The organism is Streptomyces sp. NBC_01716 (assembly GCF_036248275.1).
Classification (GTDB): domain Bacteria; phylum Actinomycetota; class Actinomycetes; order Streptomycetales; family Streptomycetaceae; genus Streptomyces.
Window position 1 is genome coordinate 4,045,340 of sequence record NZ_CP109181.1, and the last position, 18,079, is coordinate 4,063,418.

The following is an 18,079-nucleotide window of genomic DNA, read 5'->3' on the forward strand; positions in this document are numbered from 1 at the left end:
GGTGCCTCTGTCGAGATCCCCTACGGCACGTGTGCACACAAAGTTGGACTAGACCAACTCGTATGTCAAACAGCTCGATCGGCGCGACGTAGCGTCAAAACCTCCTGACGGTACGTAAGTTCGCGAGCTGGGAGCACACCCCCGCCGCCCGGGAAAGTCGATTCACGCGCGAGGGACGCGACTCGGGCCTCCGGTCGTGTTGCCCACCTCACACGCACGCCCGACGATCACTTGACGTGGGGGTTGGCTCTTGACGCGGGGGGTCGGCTTAGGTTCAGACTATTGGTCCATACCAAGGATTGCGGCGCCGGCCCACGCGAAAGGCACAGATCATGTCAAGCGGACACAGCAAGGAGCTGCGGCGGCTTGCCCTCTCCCTCCTGCAGCCAGGGTTCGTGGGCACGACCGCGCCGGACTGGATACTCCGCGAGATCCGGAACGGCCTCGCGTCCGTGGTGCTCTTCTCCCGCAACATCGTCTCCACCGAGCAGGTCGCCCGGCTTACCGCTCAACTACGCGCGGAGAACCCCGAGTTGATCATCGCCATCGACGAGGAGTCCGGCGATGTCACCAGGATCGAGTCCGCGACAGGCTCCACCCGGCCCGGCAACTACGCCCTGGGCGTCGCCGACGACACGGAGCTCACCGCCTCCGTGGCCGCCGATCTGGGACGCCAACTGCGCGCCGTGGGAGTCAGCCTGGACTACGCGCCGAGCGTCGACGTCAACTCCAACCCCGACAACCCCATCATCGGCGTGCGGTCGTTCGGGGCCGAACCCGAGGCCGTCTCCCGGCACGCCGGCGCCTGGGTACGGGGCCTCCAGTCGGCCGGTGTCGCGGCCTGCGCCAAGCACTTCCCCGGGCACGGGGACGTGGCCGTCGACTCCCACCACAGCCTCCCCTGTTACACCGCGTCCCGGGAGCGGATCGCCGTCGAGGCGCTGCCGCCCTTCCGCGCCGCGCTGGACGCCGGAGTGCGCGCCGTCATGAGCGGTCACCTCCTGGTGCCCGCGTACGACCCGGATCTTCCGGCGACGCTCAGCCGCCGCATTCTCGTCGATCTGCTCCGCCACGAGCTGGGCTTCGACGGCCTGATCGTCACCGACGCCATCGAGATGGGCGCGGTCGCCGAACGCTACGGGATTGATGGCGCGGCCGTCCGGGCCGTGGTCGCCGGTGCGGACGCCATCTGTGTGGGCGGCGAGAACGCCGACGAGGGCACCACCACGCGGCTCGCCGACGCGCTGTGCGACGCCGTCATCGGCGGCGAACTGTCCGAGGACCGCCTCGCGGACGCGGTGGACAGGGTGGGTGCGTTCGCCCGCTGGTCCACCGAGCTGCGCCGGGGCGAGCCGGACGCCACGGCGGACGAGGCCATCGGGCTGGTCGCCGCCCGCCGGGCGCTCCGGCTGACCGGCTCCGTACGGGACGCGCTGCCGCTGTCCGCCGCGCCGCACGTGGCGGAACTGGTGCCGGTCACCAACCTGGCCGTCGGCAACGAGACCCCGTGGGGCGTCGCCCTCCCGTTGAGCGAACGGCTCCGCGGGACCACCTCGGTCCGGGTGCACGGCGACGCCCTGCGTGAGCCGGGCACCGCGGTGGACGCCTGCGGCCTGGAAGCCGCGTCGGGACGCCCCCTGGTCGTCGTCGTCAGGGACTCCGCCAGGCACCTGTGGATGGGCAAGGCCCTCGCCGAGATCACCGCGGTACGCCCGGACGCGCTCGTGGTCGAGATGGGCCTGCCCGGTCCGGACACCGGAGCGGCACGCATCTGCACACACGGTGCGTCGGCGGCATCGGGAATCGCCGCGGCGGAACTGCTCACGGGCGCACGCTGAGACGGCCCGCCGGGTGATCGCGACGACCACGATCACGGCCGTGGCGAGCACCCCGTAGCCGGGCCGGTAACGAGCCGTCGGCCGTTACGATGACCGTCGAACGTGGCGGGGGGCGGCTGTGGACTTCGGGGTGTTGGGCCCGCTGACCGTGCGGCGGGCGGGCGTACCGGTGGAACTGGGCACACCGAAAGGGCAGTTGGTCCTGGCTGTCCTGCTGTGCCGGCCGGGCCGGCCGGTCTCCGGCGATGCGCTGGCGGAGGCGGTCTGGGGCGATGAGCAGCCGAAAAGCGCCGCCAAGAACGTGCAGACGTACGTCCACCGGCTCCGGCAGCGCCTGGGGGAGCCGGGACGTATCGCCAGGGAGGGCCCCGGCTATCTGCTGCGCGCCGACCGCGACGAACTGGACGCGGCGCGGTTCGAGGACCTGGTGGACATGGCCCGAGCGGCGCTCGTGGCCGGTGATCCCCCTCAGTCACGGCGGCTCTATGACGAGGCCCTGGGCCTGTGGCGGGGACCCGCGTTCGCCGGGCTCGCCGACGTACCGGCCCTGACCTCGGAGGCCGCCCGCCTGGACGAGCTGCGGCTCGGCGTACTCGAAGAGCGGATCGACGTCGACCTCCGGCTCGGCCGGCACAGCGAGCTGCTCGGCGAGCTGACCGCGCTGACAATGGAGCACCCGTTCCGCGAGCGGATGTGGGCCCAGCTCATGCTCGCGCTGTACCGCTGCGGCCGGCGGGCGGACGCGCTGCTGGCGTACCTCCAGGTCCGGGACATCCTGGCGGAGGAGACCGGTCTGGAACCGGGGCAGAAGCTGCGGGACCTGCACCGGACGATTCTCGGCGAGGAACCGACGGACGATCCGGCGGAAGGTCACACGGCGGATCCAACGGCGGATCCGGCCGTCGTGACCGGGAAGCGGGAGCACCCGAACGCCAACACCGCCCGGATGCTGCCTCCCACACTCGGCGACTTCAGCGGCCAGCGGGCCGAGTTGGCTGAGATCGAGGCGGCGCTCGGCAAAGACCGCGCCGCCGACCGGCCGGCCGCGGTGGTGACGATCTCGGGCCCCGGCGGAATCGGCAAGACCGCGCTCGCGGTCCAGGCCGCGCATCGCCTCAAGTCGGCTTACCCCGAGGGGCAGTTGTTCGCGACGCTGGCCGGTACGCGTAGCCGGCCGACCGAACCGGCCACCGTACTCGGCCGCTTCCTGCGCGCGCTCGGAGTGCCCGCCACCGCGGTGCCGGACGATCCGGAGGAACGTACCGATCTCTACCGGAGCCTGCTCGCGGAACGCCGGATCCTGGTGGTGCTCGACGACGCGTCCGACGAGGAGCGGTTGGCGCCGCTGATGCCGGCCAGCGGTACGTGCGGGGTGATCGTCACCGGCCGCGTACGGCTCGGCGGGCTCGGCGGCGCGCACCGGGTCCAGCTCCGCGAGATGTCCGAGGCCGACAGCCTGGGCATGCTGCGCGACAGCACCGGCGACCGGCTGGCATCGGCCACATCGGCGGAGCTGTCCGACCTGGTCCGGCTCTGTGCGCGGCTGCCGCTCGCGCTGCGGATCGTCGGTTCGCTCCTGGTGTCACGACCGCACTGGCGCGTGGCGGACCTCGTGTCGCGGCTGGCGGACGAACAGCATCGGCTGGACGCGCTCCGCTACCGGGATCTTGAGGTACGGGCCAGTTTCGGGCTGAGTTACGAAGGGCTACGGTCCGGGGCGCGGCGGCTGTTCCGGCTCCTCGGGCTCCTGGAGGCACCCGACTTCCCGCTCTGGGCGGCAGCCGCCGCGGTCGACACCGAACTGCGCGCGGCCCAGGAACTCCTCGACGAGCTGGTCGACGTCCATCTGCTCGACGTCACAGGAACGCCCAACGGCCAGGCCCGTTACGGTTTCCACGATCTGATCCGCGCCTACGCGAGGGAACGCGCGGAGGTGGAGGACTCGGTGGAGGTCCGGGACGAAGCCGTCGTCCGCGTCCTCAGCGCCCTTCTGGCTCTCACGGACATCGCCGACCGCGACCACATGGGACAGAACATGTTCCAGCGGGACGCCTCCCGTTGGCGGCCGGAGCGGGTGGAGGCGAGTCTGCCCGCGTCGGTGGCTCCGATGGTGTCGCTGGACTCGGAACGTATCCCGCTGGTGACAGGTGTGCGGCAGGCCGCCGAGCTGGGCAGGGACGAGCTCTGCTGGGAACTGGCCGTGGGCGGGCACGCGCTGTTCGAGACGGAGCGGTACTTCGACGACTGGCAGGAGTGCTACGAGACGGCGATGCGCCTGGCCACGGCCGCGGGCAACGTGCGGGGCCGGGCCAGACTGCTCATCTCGATGGCCGGTCTGAGCTACACCCGGCGCCGGTACGGCCCGGCCGAGGAGTCCAACACCGAGGCCATGGGCCTGTTCGAGCGGATGGGGGACCGGCGAGGTTACCTGGAGGCGCTGAGCAACGCGCCGTTCTTCCTCGTGCCCAACGGACGTCTGACCGAGGCGATCGCGGCGGGCCGCGAGGCCTGGGAACGGCTCAACGCCGCCGGGCAGGAGGCCGCGGCACTGCACGCGTACTCACAGGTCGGTCTCGCCCATCTCCAGGCGGGGCGGCCCGGGGTCGCGGCGGAGGTTCTCGCCGAGATCGTCGCCGGGGCACGTAAGCAGGGAATCCGCACCCTGATCGCGCGGGACACCTACTGGCTCGGCCAGGCGCAGCTCGCGCTCGGCCGGCACGCTGACGCGGCGGAGTCGTTCACCGAACTGACGGCGTGCGTACGGGACATCGGGTCGGCGGGCGCGTTCTACACCGCCCACGCCTGGGGCTGTCTCCATCTGGCCCGGGGTGAGTACGCCGAAGCGCGACGCCGTCTTCTCGAAGGCGTCGAGTTCGCGCGCACGACCCATGACCCCATGTTCGAGGCCCGAGTTCTCGTCGACCTCCTCGATCTCCGCCTGTACGACCCGCACGACGGTCGTGACCTGCGAGCCGCGATCGAGCGGGGGGAGCACGCGGTGGAGGTGGCGCGCGGGATCGACTACCCGTATCTGCTCGCGGGTGTCCTGGAGAAGCTGGCGCGACTGCGGTCCGCGGCGGGTGACGAGAGCGCCGCGCGGAAGCTGGCGGACGAGGTGGCGGCGGTGCGAGCCAGAATCCGCTGAGCGGTACGGCTCCGAGCGGTACCCGACCCCTCGTATTCCCGGCGTGTGCCCGCCGTATTCCGGTGCGTGTCACTGTGCGCCTCGGCAACGAAATGCCGTCGGCGGGCCGCTCAAGCAGGTCCACCCGCGCTGCCGGTCATTTCTTGAGGCAATCGAACCTACGAGGCCGCCGTATCGGCCGGCTCTCGTTATCAGTGAGGTAACAGCAGTGCACAAGGGACGTATCGCATTCGCCGCCGCTCTGGTCACCATGGCGCTCGGGCTCTCCGCGTGCAACGGCGACGACGAGGGGGCGGCGGCACAGGACTCACCGGCGGCGTCGACCTCGGACCCGGCCGCGGACCCGGACCCGGACCCGGCCTCGTCCGAGCCGAGCGACGAGGGCGGGGACGCCGGCGGCGACGCTCCGGCCGAGGGCGACACCACCGCGCCGGGAACGGAACTCAAGGTCGGCGACAGGGCTGTTGTGCCGTTCGAGTACACGAGCGAGAAGAAGGGCACCATCGCCGTGACGGTCACGGCGATCGAGAAGGGCGCCGAGGCGGACATGGCCGCCTTCGGCGAGAAGGCGGCGGGAATGACGCCGTACTTCATCAAGATGAAGGTGGAGAACGTCGGGGGCACCGACCTGTCGTACGCGTCGCTGAAGCTGAACGGCGTGCTGGACGGTGGCGGCGGCACGGGTGTCGTCCTGATCGGCGACATCCCGGGCAAGTGCGACAACGAGACCGCGCCCGCCGAGTTCACCACCAAGGACGCGTCCTACGAGACCTGCTCGCTCAGCGCCACGAAGGGCACCCCGGTCACGTCCGCGTCCTTCGACGAGGGCGACGCGTACAGCGACAGCCCGGTCACCTGGTCCAACTGACAACCCACGCAGGCCCGTTGGCCGGCGGCGCCCATGGCGTCACGGCACCATCGAAGCCGGCTCCACGACGAACCCCCGGGCCGGCGGCCCGGGGGTGTCACCCGGATCGGGCCATGTCTACCAGCGCAGTTCGCCCGCCTCGTCCGAGAAGGTTCCTGTCGGGCCGTCCGTGGCGAGAGTCGCCAGGCGCACGATCGTGCCGGCGCTCTCTTCCGGCGTTCTGCCGCCTTCGAATCCCTCGGTCATGTCGGTGGCGGTGAAGCCGGGCTCGATGGTCGGGTTCGAGGATTTACGCAGCAGCGGAAGCGCCGCCTCCGTGACGCGGACGACCCCGACCGCGTTGGTGTCGAAGACCTGGAGAGCCGTGGGACCGTCGGCGACGCCGTGTCCCAGGATGCCCGCGTTGTGGACCAGAACGTCGAGCCGGCCCTCGGCCGAACCGATCGTCGCCAGCGCGCTGTTCACCGATTCGTCGTCGGTCACATCGAGTTGTACGAATCGCGCGCCAAGTGCTGCCCCCGGTGACGAGAGCGGTCTTGTCTTCCAGTTGTCCCACGCGTGAACAGCCTCCTTCGACTTCTGTAGCGGTCGCCACCGAATGGCCACGGTAGCACTTCCGCATCGATCACTACGGAAGAGGTAGGCTGTGGGGGTGGAGACGAAGAAGAGCGGTCCGATCGGCCGGCCGCGAGGATTCGACGCCGACGAGGCGCTTGAGCGCGCCATGCTGGTGTTCTGGGAGCACGGCTACGAGGGGGCCAGCCTGGCGGGCCTCACGGACGCGATGGGCATCTCCACCACGAGCATGTACGCGGCCTTCGGCAACAAGGAGGAGCTGTTCCGCAAGGCTCTGGAGCGTTACACCGAAGGCCCGAGCGCCTACCTGGCGCGGGCGCTTGAGGAGCCGACCGCCCTCGGCGTCGCCACCGCGATCCTGGCCGGCACCATTCGCACCACCACTCGCGCGGCCCGGCCCCAGGGGTGCATGGGCGTCCAGGGAGCCCTGGCCGCCGGCGACGCCGGGCGGGACGTCCGCGACCTTCTCGTCGACTGGCGCAACAACAGCCACTCCACTGTCCGGGAGCGGTTCCAGCGAGCCGTCGACGAGGGCGACCTGCCACCGGAGACCGATCCGGGGCTGCTGGCCCGCTATGTCACCACCTTGGCGTTCGGCATCGCCGTGCAGGCCGCGAGCGGTGTCTGCCGCGACGAACTCCAGGCGATGACCGACGCGGCCCTGCGGAACTGGCCGCTCTGACCTTGTCCGGGAACTCTCCCGGAGTTGTCCGCGATCGGTAACGGACGCATCCCACCGCCCACATGCCTCGTCCTGTCAGTTGGTCGTAAGACCACCGGGGATCAACGGGATCGCGCATAAGGGGCGGACATGGCACGGCACAGCGGCGGGCGTGGCTGGTACGGCAAGTTGATCGGGGCGGCGCTCGGAGTGACGATGCTCGCCACCGGTGCCTCGGTGTGGACCACGCACGCCGTAACCCCGGGCGGCTCCTCGGCGAAGCCGAGCGCGCCGGCCACGCCGGGCGGTGACATCAAGCCGGTCGCGGCGACCATCGCGCACGCCTCGGAGGCGGGGGAGCGCGGGGTCAACATCACCATCGACGACGGCCCCGACCCCGTGTGGACCCCCCAAATGCTCGACCTGCTGCGGGAGTACGAGGTGAAAGCCACGTTCTGCATGGTGGGGACGCAGGCGCAGGCCCACCCCGACCTCGTGAAGAAGGTGGTCGCGGACGGGCACCGGCTGTGCGACCACTCGGTGTCGCACAACACCGCCATGGACAAGGACTCCCAGACCTACCAGTCGCAGCAGATCCTCGACGCCGAACGAATGATCACCAAGGCGTCCGGGGGCGTACGGCCGATGTACTACCGCGCGCCCGGCGGGGCCTTCACCCCCTACAGCCGCCAGCTCGCCGCGTCCCGGGGCATGCGCCCGCTGGGCTGGAACGTGGACACCAAGGACTTCGAGCGCCCTGGCACGGCCGCCATCGTCGCCACGGTCGAGCGGGAGCTGCCCAACGGACCGACGCTCCTGTTCCACGACGCGGGCGGCGACCGCACCCAGACGGTGGAGGCCCTGCGCCAACTCCTTCCCCAACTCAAGGAGCAGGGTTACTCGTTCGGCTTCCCGGTGCGCTGAGCGATGCGCTGAGCGATGCATGGATGGCCGATCCGCCCGATCTCATCGGCAACGGCCGCGAAGTCGGCCTCCGCGTTCAGCGACGACACGAGTGCGGGAGTCACCGGTCGCGACGCGTACACATGGCGTACCGCTTCCAGGTCCACGGGAACCTCGTAGTAGTCCTCGGCGAATCGCCGGTACGCCTCGGGAGAACGTTCCACAAGGAGTCGGAAGAGACTGTCCGCCCCGTCCGGGTCTTCGCGGCCCAGCGGAAAATCAATCGTTCCATGTCTCCAACGGTCGTCCGCGGCCTCGCGCCATATACAGGCCGTCGCGACAGGCACGTTGTCCTCGTCGCTGAACGCCGGCTCCTCGACCCACGACCGGAAAGCCGTGGGGACCTCGTCCATCACACCCGGCCAGAGTTCACCGTCGTTCACGTACGGGCTCATCGGCGACTCGTGATCGAAACCGCGCACATAGGCACCGACCGGCGAGAAGACGATGGAGTAGTCGTCACCCGAGCCGTTGCGCATCGAGGCCATCTCCTCGCCCTCGGCCCAGGCGGAGTCGAAGGAGTAGTACCGGTACTCCCAGTCAGGGCTGAGGATCGTATCGAGCACCGCCAAGGAACGGCACAGGTGCCGCAGGTCGGCGATGGCGGGGAGTCGGCGCGCGACGTCGTATGCGGTCATGGGCCTATTCAACCCGCCGCCTCTGACAGCGGGACGGAACCTCGATGGGCGAAGTACGCGCACTGTCACAGGTTCTCGACCGCGCAACCGGGCACGCCCGTTCCCCTCTCTTGCAGTGCGGCCCGACCGGCCACGTCCATCGACGGCGCACCAGGCGAGGAGACATCCCCCATGTCCGAGACAGCAACTTCCCTGATCCGGCGTCTTCGTGGCCGGGCCGTGGGATTGGCCGCGGCCGGTACGGCCCTCGTTCTCGCCGTGCCGGTGCCGGCGACCGCCGTGGTCGGGCAGAGCCGAGCCGCCGCCGAGCCCGTCTCCGTCATGACGTACACCGCCAAGGAACGCCGCGAGGCCCTCGCCTACTGGACCACCGCCCGGATGAAGGCCGTCGGCAAGTCCGTGGACCTCGGTCCCACCGGGCCCAAGGCCAAGCCGTACCGGGGCGTCGCCCTCAAGACCGTGGGGCGGCTCTTCTTCGTCAACGCCAACGGCGCCGACACCTGGTGCACGGCCACCGCCGTCAAGAGCGCCAACCGCTCCGCCGTGATGACCGCCGCGCACTGCGTACGCCGCGGCTCCTCCCCCGGCAACACCAACACCACGATGGTGTTCGCCCCCGGCTACGGCAAGGGCAAGCAGCCGTACGGCGCTTTCGCGGTCCGCACCGCCGCGAGCCCGCGTGCCTGGGTGAACGACTCCACCGATGACGTCTCCGCGCTGGTCGTCGACGCCGACAAGAAGGGCCGCAAACTCACCGACGTCGTGGGCGGCCAGGCCATCGCCTTCAACCGCGCCGTCGGCGGCACCGTCTCCGCCCTCGGCTACTCCGCCACCCGCCCGCAGCGCGGCGAGGAACTCCTCCGCTGCGTCGGCAAGGCGAAGAAGGAGAACGGTATGCAGGCCATTCCCTGCGACATGACCGGCGGCTCCAGCGGCGGCCCGTGGCTGGCCGACTTCGACACCACCACCGGCAAGGGCGTCCTTGTCTCGGTCAATGGCTCGCTGGACGCGCTGACGCCGACCAAGATGTACGGAGAGGTGCTGGGGGCCACGGCGAAGAAGGTGTACAACCGGGCCCAGAAGGGCTGAGTCCCGCCATTCGGAAACGAAAACGCTCGGCTGGGAAATCCCAGCCGAGCGCAGACGGAATTTAGGCCGCCGGATCAGATCGTGGGTGTGTCGTCCACGACTTCCTTGTGCGGTTCGACAATGAACTTCCAGCCGTCGCTGGGCTCCAGAAAACGCACCCGGGTCGGGTAGATGTCCAACGCGCGGCGGTCGCGGTTCTGGCTCGCGCTCTTGCGCCCCCGGACCGGCTCCTCGAACAGGTCGACCTTGACGTCCGGCACCTCGACGACTTCCTCGCTCCAGCGCTGGACGATCCCCGCGCCGAACGCGTCGCGCGCGGCGGAGTAGAGCGCCTCCAGAGCTTCGGTGTTCCCGTTGGGCACGAAGAGCGCGAGATTCAGAACGACGCCGGCGCTCCGGAGAACCTCGATTTCCTCCCCCGCCTTGTCGGCGACCCAGATCCCGCGCTCGTCGGCGTTGTCCGGGAGAACATGGATTTCCTCGCCGAATACCGTCCGCGCGGCGAAGGACCCTCCCTCTGAATTCTTTCCCGGCTCCGAAAGGAATGCCGGAGCGTAGCAGTCGAGAGGAAGGCCATCCATCTCCGCCGAGACGAAGATGGCGTCCTGGACGCCCAACTCTGAGACCTCGCCGGCCGTAAGACGTCGACCCGTAACCTTCTCGGTATTCACGCCATTCCCCTTTTTCTCGTGGCGTCCTGTGAATTCAATAAGACTCTACCACGAAAAAGATCGGGCGGTTCCTCTTGTGCACGCCCGCGTATTCGGTGCCGATTTCGGCAACGAAGTCGCACCGAAGTCGGCACCGAATAGGAATGCGAGGAGGCTTGGCCGAATCACAACAGAGCGGTTAATTGGCGCCCGTCCTACGCCCCGCCGTCCGGCGGGTCCGTACGGTCCGCGAAGACGCCTTCCAGGATGCCGGTGGCCTGGCCGATCTCGATCAGGTAGCCGTCCGGATCCTTGAGGTAGCAGCGGAGTTCGGCCTTGCGGTCGAGCGGCTCGGTGAGGAACCGCGCGCCCTTCGCGGTCGCCTGCTCGTAGAAAGCCGCGATGTCCGCCACCCGTACGTTGAGAAACGAGGACACGGGGTCACCGGGTTCGGGGGCGGTGAGGATGACGTCGGGCTTGTCGGGTGTGGGGCCGCCGCCCGGGTTCATGATGATCCAGCCGTTGGCGATCTTCACGATGCAGGGGTTCTCCTCCAGCACCACCTCCCCGCCGAAGATGTCGGCGTAGAAGCGGCGCGAGGCCACGACGTCCCGGACGGTCAGGAAGTGGGTCAGAACCAGGCCCTCGGCGGGGGTCGGCAGGTTGCCACGGGGAGTCATGAGAGTTGTCCTTCCCACGGATGCGAGTCGGTCCCCGTTCCGTCCACCTTGCGCAGCGTTCCGCTCCCCTGCAACTTGTCCTTCGGGCCCCGCGCGGGCCCCGCGCGTACGGACGCGGACAGACAAGGGCGCCCCCGGGAAGGGGGCGCCCTTGTCTCAACGTGCGGTCAGGGTCGGGGCGCCTCAGGCCGCCGAGTTGGACCGGCGGCGACGGGCCGTGAAGACCGCCGCCGCGCCGAGGGCCAGCGCGCCGCCGGCCGCCGCGGCGAACTGCGGCAGGGGCGAGGACGAGCCCGTGCTGGCGAGGGAGCCGTCGTCGTCGGAGGAGTTCTTTACGGTGCCGGACGTGCCGCCCTGCGGCTTGTTGTCCGAGGTCGGCGGCGTGGTGCCGCCGGGCTTGGCGTCGTCGACGTCGTCATCCACCGCGCTGCCGGCGGCCAGGAGATCGAAGGCGTACTCGGTGGCGAAGTTGCCGCCGCAGGACTCGTCGAAGTTGGAGTACTCGCCGGAGACGAAGGCGAGACCGTGCCCGGCCGGGGCCTTGGCGTCGATCTTCAGGCGCAGCTTCACATCGATGTGGGCACCGGCCTTCAGCGGACTGATGGTCCCGGCCTTGTGGTCCTCTCCCACGTTCTGCCAGGCCGGGAACGCGGCGGTCGACCACTGGAGTTGGAAGGCGTCGTCGATGACGTTGTAGCCGCCCTTGTCCGTCGCGTGGAAGTTGACGCTCGGGGAGACCCTGTCCATGGACTTCTTCGTGCCGTTGGTCACGCGCACCGAGAAGTTGGTCGTGGCGCCCGCGACCAGCTTGGACGGCAGGCCGGTGACGACGGTGGTGAGCTTGCCCTCGGGGACGCAGCTCGGCTCCTCCGGCTCCCCCGCCTCCTCCTGGGCGTCGGCGAGCGCCTTGTCGGCGGCCTCCTTCTCCTTGAGGGCTTCCTTCAGGGCGTTCTGAACCTTGCCGTACTCCCGTACGGCCGCCACGCGGGCGTCGTCGCGGGCACGGTCGGCAGCCGTGGCCTTCTCGTCGGCGGTGGTCTTGGCGCCCGCCGCGGACGCGGCGGCGGTCTCGGCGTCGGTGACGGCCTTCTCGGCGGCCGTCTTCTCCTCGTCGGTGGCGGTCTCGGGCAGCGCGGCGAGTGCGGCCCTGGCGTCGGCGAGCGCCGTGTCGGCGTTCACTTTCGCGGTGGCGGCGGCGGTCGCCTCCGCCCTGGCGGCCTTCGCGGCGACGCTGAGAGGCGCGTCGTCGGAGAGAGCCGCGTCGAGGACCACCCTGGCTGCCTGGTGCGCGGCTTCGGCGTCGTCGTACGCCTTCTGCGCCTTCTCGGCGGCCTTTTCGAGTTCCTCGATGGAGGGCTTGTCCTGCGCGCCCCGCTGCTGTGCCTGCGACGCGACGGACGATTTGGCGTCGGCGAGCGCGGGGGTGACGGAGAGCAGGACTACGGGGGTGGTGACGGCGGCGACAACGGCCGTGGCAAGCATGCGGCGAATCTTCAACGGAGTCCTTCACGGGTCCGAAAAGCAGGGTGAGAAAGCGGGATCTGAAAGCTGGTGCGAAAGGTGTTGAGGCAACCCCAGCGGTGGCATCACGCAGGGCTTCGCCGGGATCGTATGACCGAAAACACCGCTGGCGGAAGCACGTTAAACGGGCGAAGGGGGTGGCACGGAGCCCTCACGTGCCGGACAATCGCCGCATAGGGGGATAGTTGCTTTCCCCACACAGGTCACTTTTGTGATCCATGTCATTTCATGGAGGGCAAGGTGTGGCGCCCCCGACGTGATCGCGTACGTAGTCGGCGAGTTCGGCCGGCTGGAGTGCGAGCGCGTCCACCGCGGATACGGTCAGTGGGACGCGGACAGGTGTGAACTCCCCCAGATCGGGGCGCCGTATCTTCACGACCGCGACGTTAGGGCGTGTTTGAGAAGTAGCGTCGTCCGCCCATCGGGCGGGGCCCACGGCGTCTGGTGCGTGCGATCGCAAGGCGGAGGATCATCCCCGTAGAAGGACTGGACGTACTTGGATGACTCCGACAACGCAGCGAGCGCGCGTGCCAGGCGTCGTGGGCCAGACGGGACTTCTCAAACACGCCCTAGCCCGTTCCACGGCCGCCGGCAGTGGGCCGGCGGCCGTGGAACGGGACCCAGGGGTCAAGGGAATCAGCGGCGGCCGAAGATCTCGCGGTCCGAGCCGAGGTGCAGGAAGGTCGTTTCGCCCGTGGCGTCGTCCAGGCCGTCGTTGTCCGTCACCGCGTAGACCTCGCCGTTCCCGGCCACGGTCAGGCCCTCCAGCTTCTCCTGCGTCCAGCCGTTCCCCGCGCGGAGGTCGGGCAGGACGTCGTGGGCCAGCTTCTTCGGGAGCACGCGCAGCGGGCCCGACGGGGCCGCTGAACTCGGGAGGTCGACCGTGTAGATCCGCTTGATCTTCGCGGACGGGCCGTTCAGCTTGTCCCGTTCGATCACCGCGAGCTTGTCGCCGACCGCGGTGATCTCGGAGAGGCCGATCCAGTCGCCTGGCGTGCTGGTGCTGCCGATCCGGTAGCCGTACCAGCTCCAGCTGTCGGCCTCGACGTCGTACCGGCCGAGGCGGACCGTGCCCGCCGGGTCCGTCTTGACCTCGCGCTGGAGCGTGGCCCAGACCACCTCGTGGCCCCGGCGGTCGGTGGTCGCCGTGACGCCCTCGAAGCCCTGTCCCCCGAGCCCCGCCGCGACGTCCGTCGGCAGCGGGACGACCTGACGGGTGTTGCCCGCGCTGTCGAGCCGGACCAGCTTGTTGCCCGCGCCGGTTTTGCCCTCCACCGCGAGCCAGAAGCCGCCCTGCTTACGGGCGTGGATGCCCTCCGCGTCGTAACCGATCGGCCGGCCGTCCGTTCCCTTGACCGTCAACGACCGTGCGATGACCGCCGGTTGGCGGGCCGCGTCGATCGTGAGGATCTTGGTGGTGGAGTACGCCGCGTCGGTGACGCTGTAGAGCTGGCTCGACTTGCCGGGTACGGCGGAGAGCGCGCCGAGCGCGCCCCAGCCGATCGGGGCGCCCGCCGAGTCGTCCGCCGAGACGATGCTCGGGAAGGAGGGTGTGTGCCTGCCGAGGCGGAAGAGGCTCACCGAGGCCCGTACGTTGACCGCGGCGTCGTCCTCCTCGCTGGAGACCGCGAGCATGTCGCGCGACGGGATCGGCAGCAGGCCCTCGGGGCCGTTGGTGGTGGCGAGCACCTGGCGGAAGACCGGGGCGGTCGGCCGGCTCAGGTCGTACACCGCGACGAAGTTGCTCCGCTCCGAGCCGACGAAGGCGTAGCGCACACCGTCGAGCTCGGCGATGGCCAGGCCCTCCGGCTCGGTGCCCTTCTTCTCGGCGCGGGACTCGTTGTGCAGTCCGTGACGCGCCGCGATCTCTTCGAAGCTGTTGCCCGCGTCCCAGACGACCTTGCCGGTGCGGCTGTCGAAGATGGACCAGCCGCGCGTACCGCCGTGCCAGTCGCCCTCGTTGGCGGTGGCGAGGTAGCGGTCGTCGACCCAGCCGACCGAGTCGGGCTCGCGCGGTACGCCGGTGATCGAGCCGGTCAGGTCGATGTTGCCGTCATCGACGGTGTCGATGCCGTCGACCGACGCCGTACCGGCACTGAACGCCTTGGTGATCCTGCCCGTCGGCAGGTCCAGCAGCACAACGCCGTTGTTCTCCTGGAGGGTCACCACCAGCTGGTTACGGCTGTTGATGGAGACGTACTCCGGCTCCGGGTCGGTCGGTTCGGTGATCCCGCCCGCGACCAGGGCCGGCAGCGCCTTGCCGTCGGGCCGGGTCAGCGGCACCGCACGGGTGCGCCACTGGGTGGGCGCGGCGCCCTTGAGGTCGACTATCTGGAGGAAACCGGCCGGGAGTTGGGGCAGATCGCCCTCCTCGCCGCCGGGCGGGGTCGCCTCCTCGTCGCGCTCGTTCTCGATGGCGATCGCGGCGTACCGCTTGTCCGCGCTGATCGCGATGGAGTCGGGCTGGCCGCCGAGGTCGTAACTCGCCACCCGCTCGCGGTCGCGCAGGGAGATGACGTCGAGCCGGCCGGACGGGTCGGTGTACTCCGCGCTGGTGTTTACCACGACCAGGACGTACTTGCCGACGACGGCCACCGACGTCGGCTCGTCCTCGGCGTCGCCGAGTTCGGCGAGCGAGAGCGTGCCGAGGCCCTGCGGGCGGTCGGCGTCGCTGATGTCGAGGAAGCCGATCCGCCGGGCCAGGGCGTCGGTGTAGACCAGGGTCCGGCCGTCCGCGCTGGTCGCCGAGATCTCGGCGACGGTCGGGGACGCGGGGTCTTCGCCGGCGGGCCGGTTCTGGAAGACCGGGTAGGTGGCGGTGCGGTCGAAGGCGACCGGCCGCCGCGAATCCTGGTGTGCGCTCGCCGCGCCCGTCCCGGCCAGCAGACCGGCGGCGACCGCCACGGCTACGAGCGCGGCGCAGGTTCTCTTCGGGGGCATCGTTTCTCCGTTGCAGGACAGTTGGGAGGGCAGGATCGTCCCACCCGCGCGCGAGCACGGAACGGCGCCCGGATGAACAGCCGCGGAAGGTCATCGACGCCGGTACGCGGCGAGCCGGCGGTCTTCGAGGACCGCCGCGACCGCGTACGCGCCGCCGCCCGCGAGGGTGAGGACCCAGTAGAGGCCGGGGGTGCCGAGGAAGAGCGCCGCCGTGGAGGTCAGGGCGAGCCAGACGCCGAGGGTGTAGTGGAGGGTGTTGCGGCGTACGGCGCCTTCGGCGAGGTAGAGGAGGCCGACGACGAGACCGGAGCCGGTGGGCCAGAGCATCGATTGCAGGTCGGGCAGGTCGAGGCTGTTCGTCAGTCCGGTGATGGCGAGGAACAGTGCGGCGAACGCGACGACCCACGACGCGCCGAGCAGCTTGCCGGAGAGGATGTCGGGCCCGGTGGCGCCGCGTTGGGCGCGGGCGGCGGCAAGGGTCGCGTTGACGGTGCCGGCCGCGAGCCCGATTCCGAGGAGCGTCATGGGCAGCCAGCCGGGCAGGGCGAACAGGGGGTTACTGCCACCGGAGACGGCCGCTGCGCCGTGGCCGAGTACGTAGGCGAGTCCGAAGCTGACGTATGTCGCACGGTTGTCGACCTCGCCCGAACGGGGCCCGCCTGCCGGGGACTTGGTCGTGGACGGGGCGACGGCAGTGGCGATGGACATGGTGGAGACCTCCGGAGTCGGGGTGGGGTGCGGTGGGGTGGGTTGATGTCCTGTCCACCGGACAGGACCTACGAAAGGGGCCCGCGTCCCGGGCGCCCGATGCGTGACAGCGAGGCCACGAAGGGCCGTACGAGATCGGGGGGCCACGGAAAGGCGTGGGCGATGGTGCGTTGGTGAGCGAATCCGTGCAGGCCGAGCCAGAGCGCGAGCGCGTCGGCGCGGGGGGCGGTGCTGGTGGAGTGCCCGGCGGTGACGCACTCGGCGAGGGCGTCGGCGAGGACGCGTTGCGCCGGCGCGCCCAGAGTGGCGGGGTCGTCGGTGGCCGGGAGTTCGGCGAACATCGCGCGGTAGCGCCCGGGATGGGCGGCGGCGAAGTCGAGATACGCGCGGCAGGCGGCATAGAGCCGTTCGCGAGGATCGTCCCCCGCACGCGCCACCGAGGACCGGAGCCGGCCGGACAGTTCGGCGAAGCCTTCGCGGACGACCGCGAGCACGATGGCGGACCGGTCGGGGAAGTGCGGATAGATCGACGGGGCGGTGATCCCGGCCCGCCGGGCCACGGCCCGTAGCGTGACGGCCCGTTGGTCGCCGTGGTCGAGCAACTCGGTCGCGGCAGCCAGGATGTCGTTACGCAGGTTGCCGCCCTGTCCCCGGCGGTTCCGCGCGTGCGTCCGCGCCGGTGGTGTCGACGGCAGTGGTGTCGACGGCAGTGGTGTCGACGGCGCCGAGAGTGTCACGCGTCCGGGACGAGGATGACCTTGCCCGCGACGGTGTGGGACTCGGCCAGCGACAGCGCCGACGCGACGTCGCTCAGCGGGATCCGCGCGGCGATCTGCGGGGTGAGGACGCCCTCCGAGACCAGCCGCAGCACCTGGGTGAGGTCCTCGCGCAGCCGGCGGCGGAAGGTCTCCGGGCGACGCAGGCCGGCCCAGAAGTTGTAGAAGTGCGCGCTCTTGCCGTTGGGCAGGTAGTTCCAGGCGAAGAGTCGTGCGAAGAGCTTCAGTACGGGGAGCTGCGAGTTGCCCTCGTCGTCCTTCGTCGCCGCGGTGCCGTACGAGACGAGCGTGCCGCCCTTGCGCAGCAGTCGCCACGAGCGCACCAGTCCGGCGCCGCCGACGTGGTCGAACACCGCGTCCACGCCGCCCGGGGCGAGTTCGGCGATCCGGCCATACAGGTCGGGGTCGCGATAGTCGACCGGGACGGCTCCCAGCTCACGTACCGCCTCGTGGTGGCGGGCCGACGCCGTACCGATCACCGTGATCCCGGCGTGCCGGGCGAGCTGTACGAGCGTGGAACCGACGCCGCCGTTGGCGCCCAGCACCACGATGGTGCCGCCGGAGGGGACCTTGGCCATCCGGTGCAGCATCTGCCAGGCGGTGATGCCGTTGACCACGACGGTCTCCGCGTCGGCGGCGTCCACGTCGTCGGGCACGGGGAGCAGGTCCTCGGCGTCGAGCAGCAGGTGGCTGGCCCATGCGCCGACCTTGGTGACGGCGGCGAAGCGGCGTCCGGTCAGGGCGGTGTCGACACCGGGGCCGGTCGCGGTGACCGTACCGACCAGGTCGTAGCCCGGTACGAAGGGGAAGGCCGGCTGGTTGTAGTACTTGCCGCGGCGCATCTGCTGCTCGGCGAAGGAGACGCCGGTCGCGTCCATCCGCAGAACGACCTGACCGGCGGCGGGCGGCGGCAGCTCACGGTTGTGGACCTTCAGACCGCTCGGCTCGACCTTGCCGGGCAGGACGATCTCGGTGGCGTTGGTGGTAACGGTGCTGGTCATGGTGGGCTCCTCAGGGCTTCGCTCG

Annotated in this window: 16 protein-coding genes; 6 read left to right on the forward strand and 10 right to left on the reverse strand. The window is 70.2% G+C overall.

The window, feature by feature from the left end:
* Window positions 1-329 precede the first annotated feature (329 nt).
* From OIE74_RS17520 to OIE74_RS17530, 3 genes are all read left to right on the forward strand, one after another.
* Window positions 330-1,838, forward strand: a complete 1,509-nt coding sequence (locus OIE74_RS17520) for a glycoside hydrolase family 3 protein (RefSeq protein WP_329392335.1) — start codon at window positions 330-332, stop codon at window positions 1,836-1,838.
* Window positions 1,839-1,956: 118 nt separating this feature from the next.
* Complete coding sequence (locus OIE74_RS17525; RefSeq protein WP_329384346.1) at window positions 1,957-4,983, forward strand: AfsR/SARP family transcriptional regulator; 3,027 nt, start codon at window positions 1,957-1,959, stop codon at window positions 4,981-4,983.
* Window positions 4,984-5,191: 208 nt separating this feature from the next.
* The gene (locus OIE74_RS17530) at window positions 5,192-5,851 is read left to right on the forward strand and encodes a hypothetical protein (protein WP_329384348.1); all 660 of its coding nucleotides are present in this window, start codon (window positions 5,192-5,194) and stop codon (window positions 5,849-5,851) included.
* A 117-nt stretch (window positions 5,852-5,968) separates the two neighbouring features.
* On the opposite strand, the gene OIE74_RS17535 is transcribed toward OIE74_RS17530, so the two are convergent.
* Window positions 5,969-6,577 carry an SDR family oxidoreductase gene (locus OIE74_RS17535; protein ID WP_329384351.1) on the reverse strand — a complete coding sequence of 203 codons (609 nt, stop codon included), beginning with the start codon at window positions 6,575-6,577 and terminating at the stop codon, window positions 5,969-5,971.
* Here OIE74_RS17535 and OIE74_RS17540 point away from each other — a divergent pair.
* The gene (locus tag OIE74_RS17540; RefSeq protein ID WP_329384354.1) at window positions 6,504-7,109 is read left to right on the forward strand and encodes a TetR/AcrR family transcriptional regulator; all 606 of its coding nucleotides are present in this window, start codon (window positions 6,504-6,506) and stop codon (window positions 7,107-7,109) included. The genes OIE74_RS17535 and OIE74_RS17540 overlap by 74 nt on opposite strands.
* A 129-nt stretch (window positions 7,110-7,238) precedes the next feature.
* Entirely contained in the window at window positions 7,239-8,012 is a 774-nt protein-coding gene (locus tag OIE74_RS17545; RefSeq protein ID WP_329384357.1) for a polysaccharide deacetylase family protein, read from the forward strand.
* Here the strand turns inward: OIE74_RS17545 and OIE74_RS17550 are convergent.
* The gene (locus tag OIE74_RS17550) at window positions 7,985-8,689 is read right to left on the reverse strand and encodes a hypothetical protein (RefSeq protein WP_329384360.1); all 705 of its coding nucleotides are present in this window, start codon (window positions 8,687-8,689) and stop codon (window positions 7,985-7,987) included. The genes OIE74_RS17545 and OIE74_RS17550 overlap by 28 nt on opposite strands.
* 171 nt (window positions 8,690-8,860) lie before the next feature.
* Here OIE74_RS17550 and OIE74_RS17555 point away from each other — a divergent pair, with 171 nt between their 5' ends.
* The gene (locus tag OIE74_RS17555; RefSeq protein WP_329384363.1) at window positions 8,861-9,778 is read left to right on the forward strand and encodes a trypsin-like serine peptidase; all 918 of its coding nucleotides are present in this window, start codon (window positions 8,861-8,863) and stop codon (window positions 9,776-9,778) included.
* Between the two features lie 74 nt (window positions 9,779-9,852).
* Here the strand turns inward: OIE74_RS17555 and OIE74_RS17560 are convergent, their stop codons facing one another.
* The 8 genes from OIE74_RS17560 to OIE74_RS17595 all read right to left on the reverse strand — a co-directional run bounded on the left by OIE74_RS17560 (window position 9,853) and on the right by OIE74_RS17595 (window position 18,054).
* Complete coding sequence (locus OIE74_RS17560; RefSeq protein ID WP_329384365.1) at window positions 9,853-10,449, reverse strand: hypothetical protein; 597 nt, start codon at window positions 10,447-10,449, stop codon at window positions 9,853-9,855.
* Between the two features lie 194 nt (window positions 10,450-10,643).
* Entirely contained in the window at window positions 10,644-11,108 is a 465-nt protein-coding gene (locus tag OIE74_RS17565; RefSeq protein ID WP_329384368.1) for a VOC family protein, read from the reverse strand.
* A gap of 183 nt (window positions 11,109-11,291) precedes the next feature.
* Window positions 11,292-12,590 (reverse strand): peptidase, encoded by a 1,299-nt coding sequence (locus OIE74_RS17570; protein WP_329384369.1) that lies wholly within the window; start codon window positions 12,588-12,590, stop codon window positions 11,292-11,294.
* 265 nt (window positions 12,591-12,855) lie between these two features.
* Entirely contained in the window at window positions 12,856-13,005 is a 150-nt protein-coding gene (locus OIE74_RS17575) for a hypothetical protein (protein ID WP_329384372.1), read from the reverse strand.
* A 260-nt stretch (window positions 13,006-13,265) separates the two neighbouring features.
* Window positions 13,266-15,569: an esterase-like activity of phytase family protein gene (locus tag OIE74_RS17580; protein WP_329384375.1), complete on the reverse strand. Its 2,304-nt coding sequence runs from the start codon at window positions 15,567-15,569 to the stop codon at window positions 13,266-13,268.
* Window positions 15,570-15,659: 90 nt separating this feature from the next.
* Window positions 15,660-16,277, reverse strand: a complete 618-nt coding sequence (locus OIE74_RS17585; protein ID WP_329384378.1) for an ABC transporter permease — start codon at window positions 16,275-16,277, stop codon at window positions 15,660-15,662.
* Between the two features lie 68 nt (window positions 16,278-16,345).
* Complete coding sequence (locus tag OIE74_RS17590) at window positions 16,346-17,014, reverse strand: TetR/AcrR family transcriptional regulator (RefSeq protein WP_329384381.1); 669 nt, start codon at window positions 17,012-17,014, stop codon at window positions 16,346-16,348.
* Window positions 17,011-18,054 carry a medium chain dehydrogenase/reductase family protein gene (locus OIE74_RS17595; RefSeq protein ID WP_329384384.1) on the reverse strand — a complete coding sequence of 348 codons (1,044 nt, stop codon included), beginning with the start codon at window positions 18,052-18,054 and terminating at the stop codon, window positions 17,011-17,013. Before OIE74_RS17595 ends, OIE74_RS17590 begins: the two co-directional genes overlap by 4 nt.
* Between the last annotated feature and the right edge of the window lie 25 nt (window positions 18,055-18,079).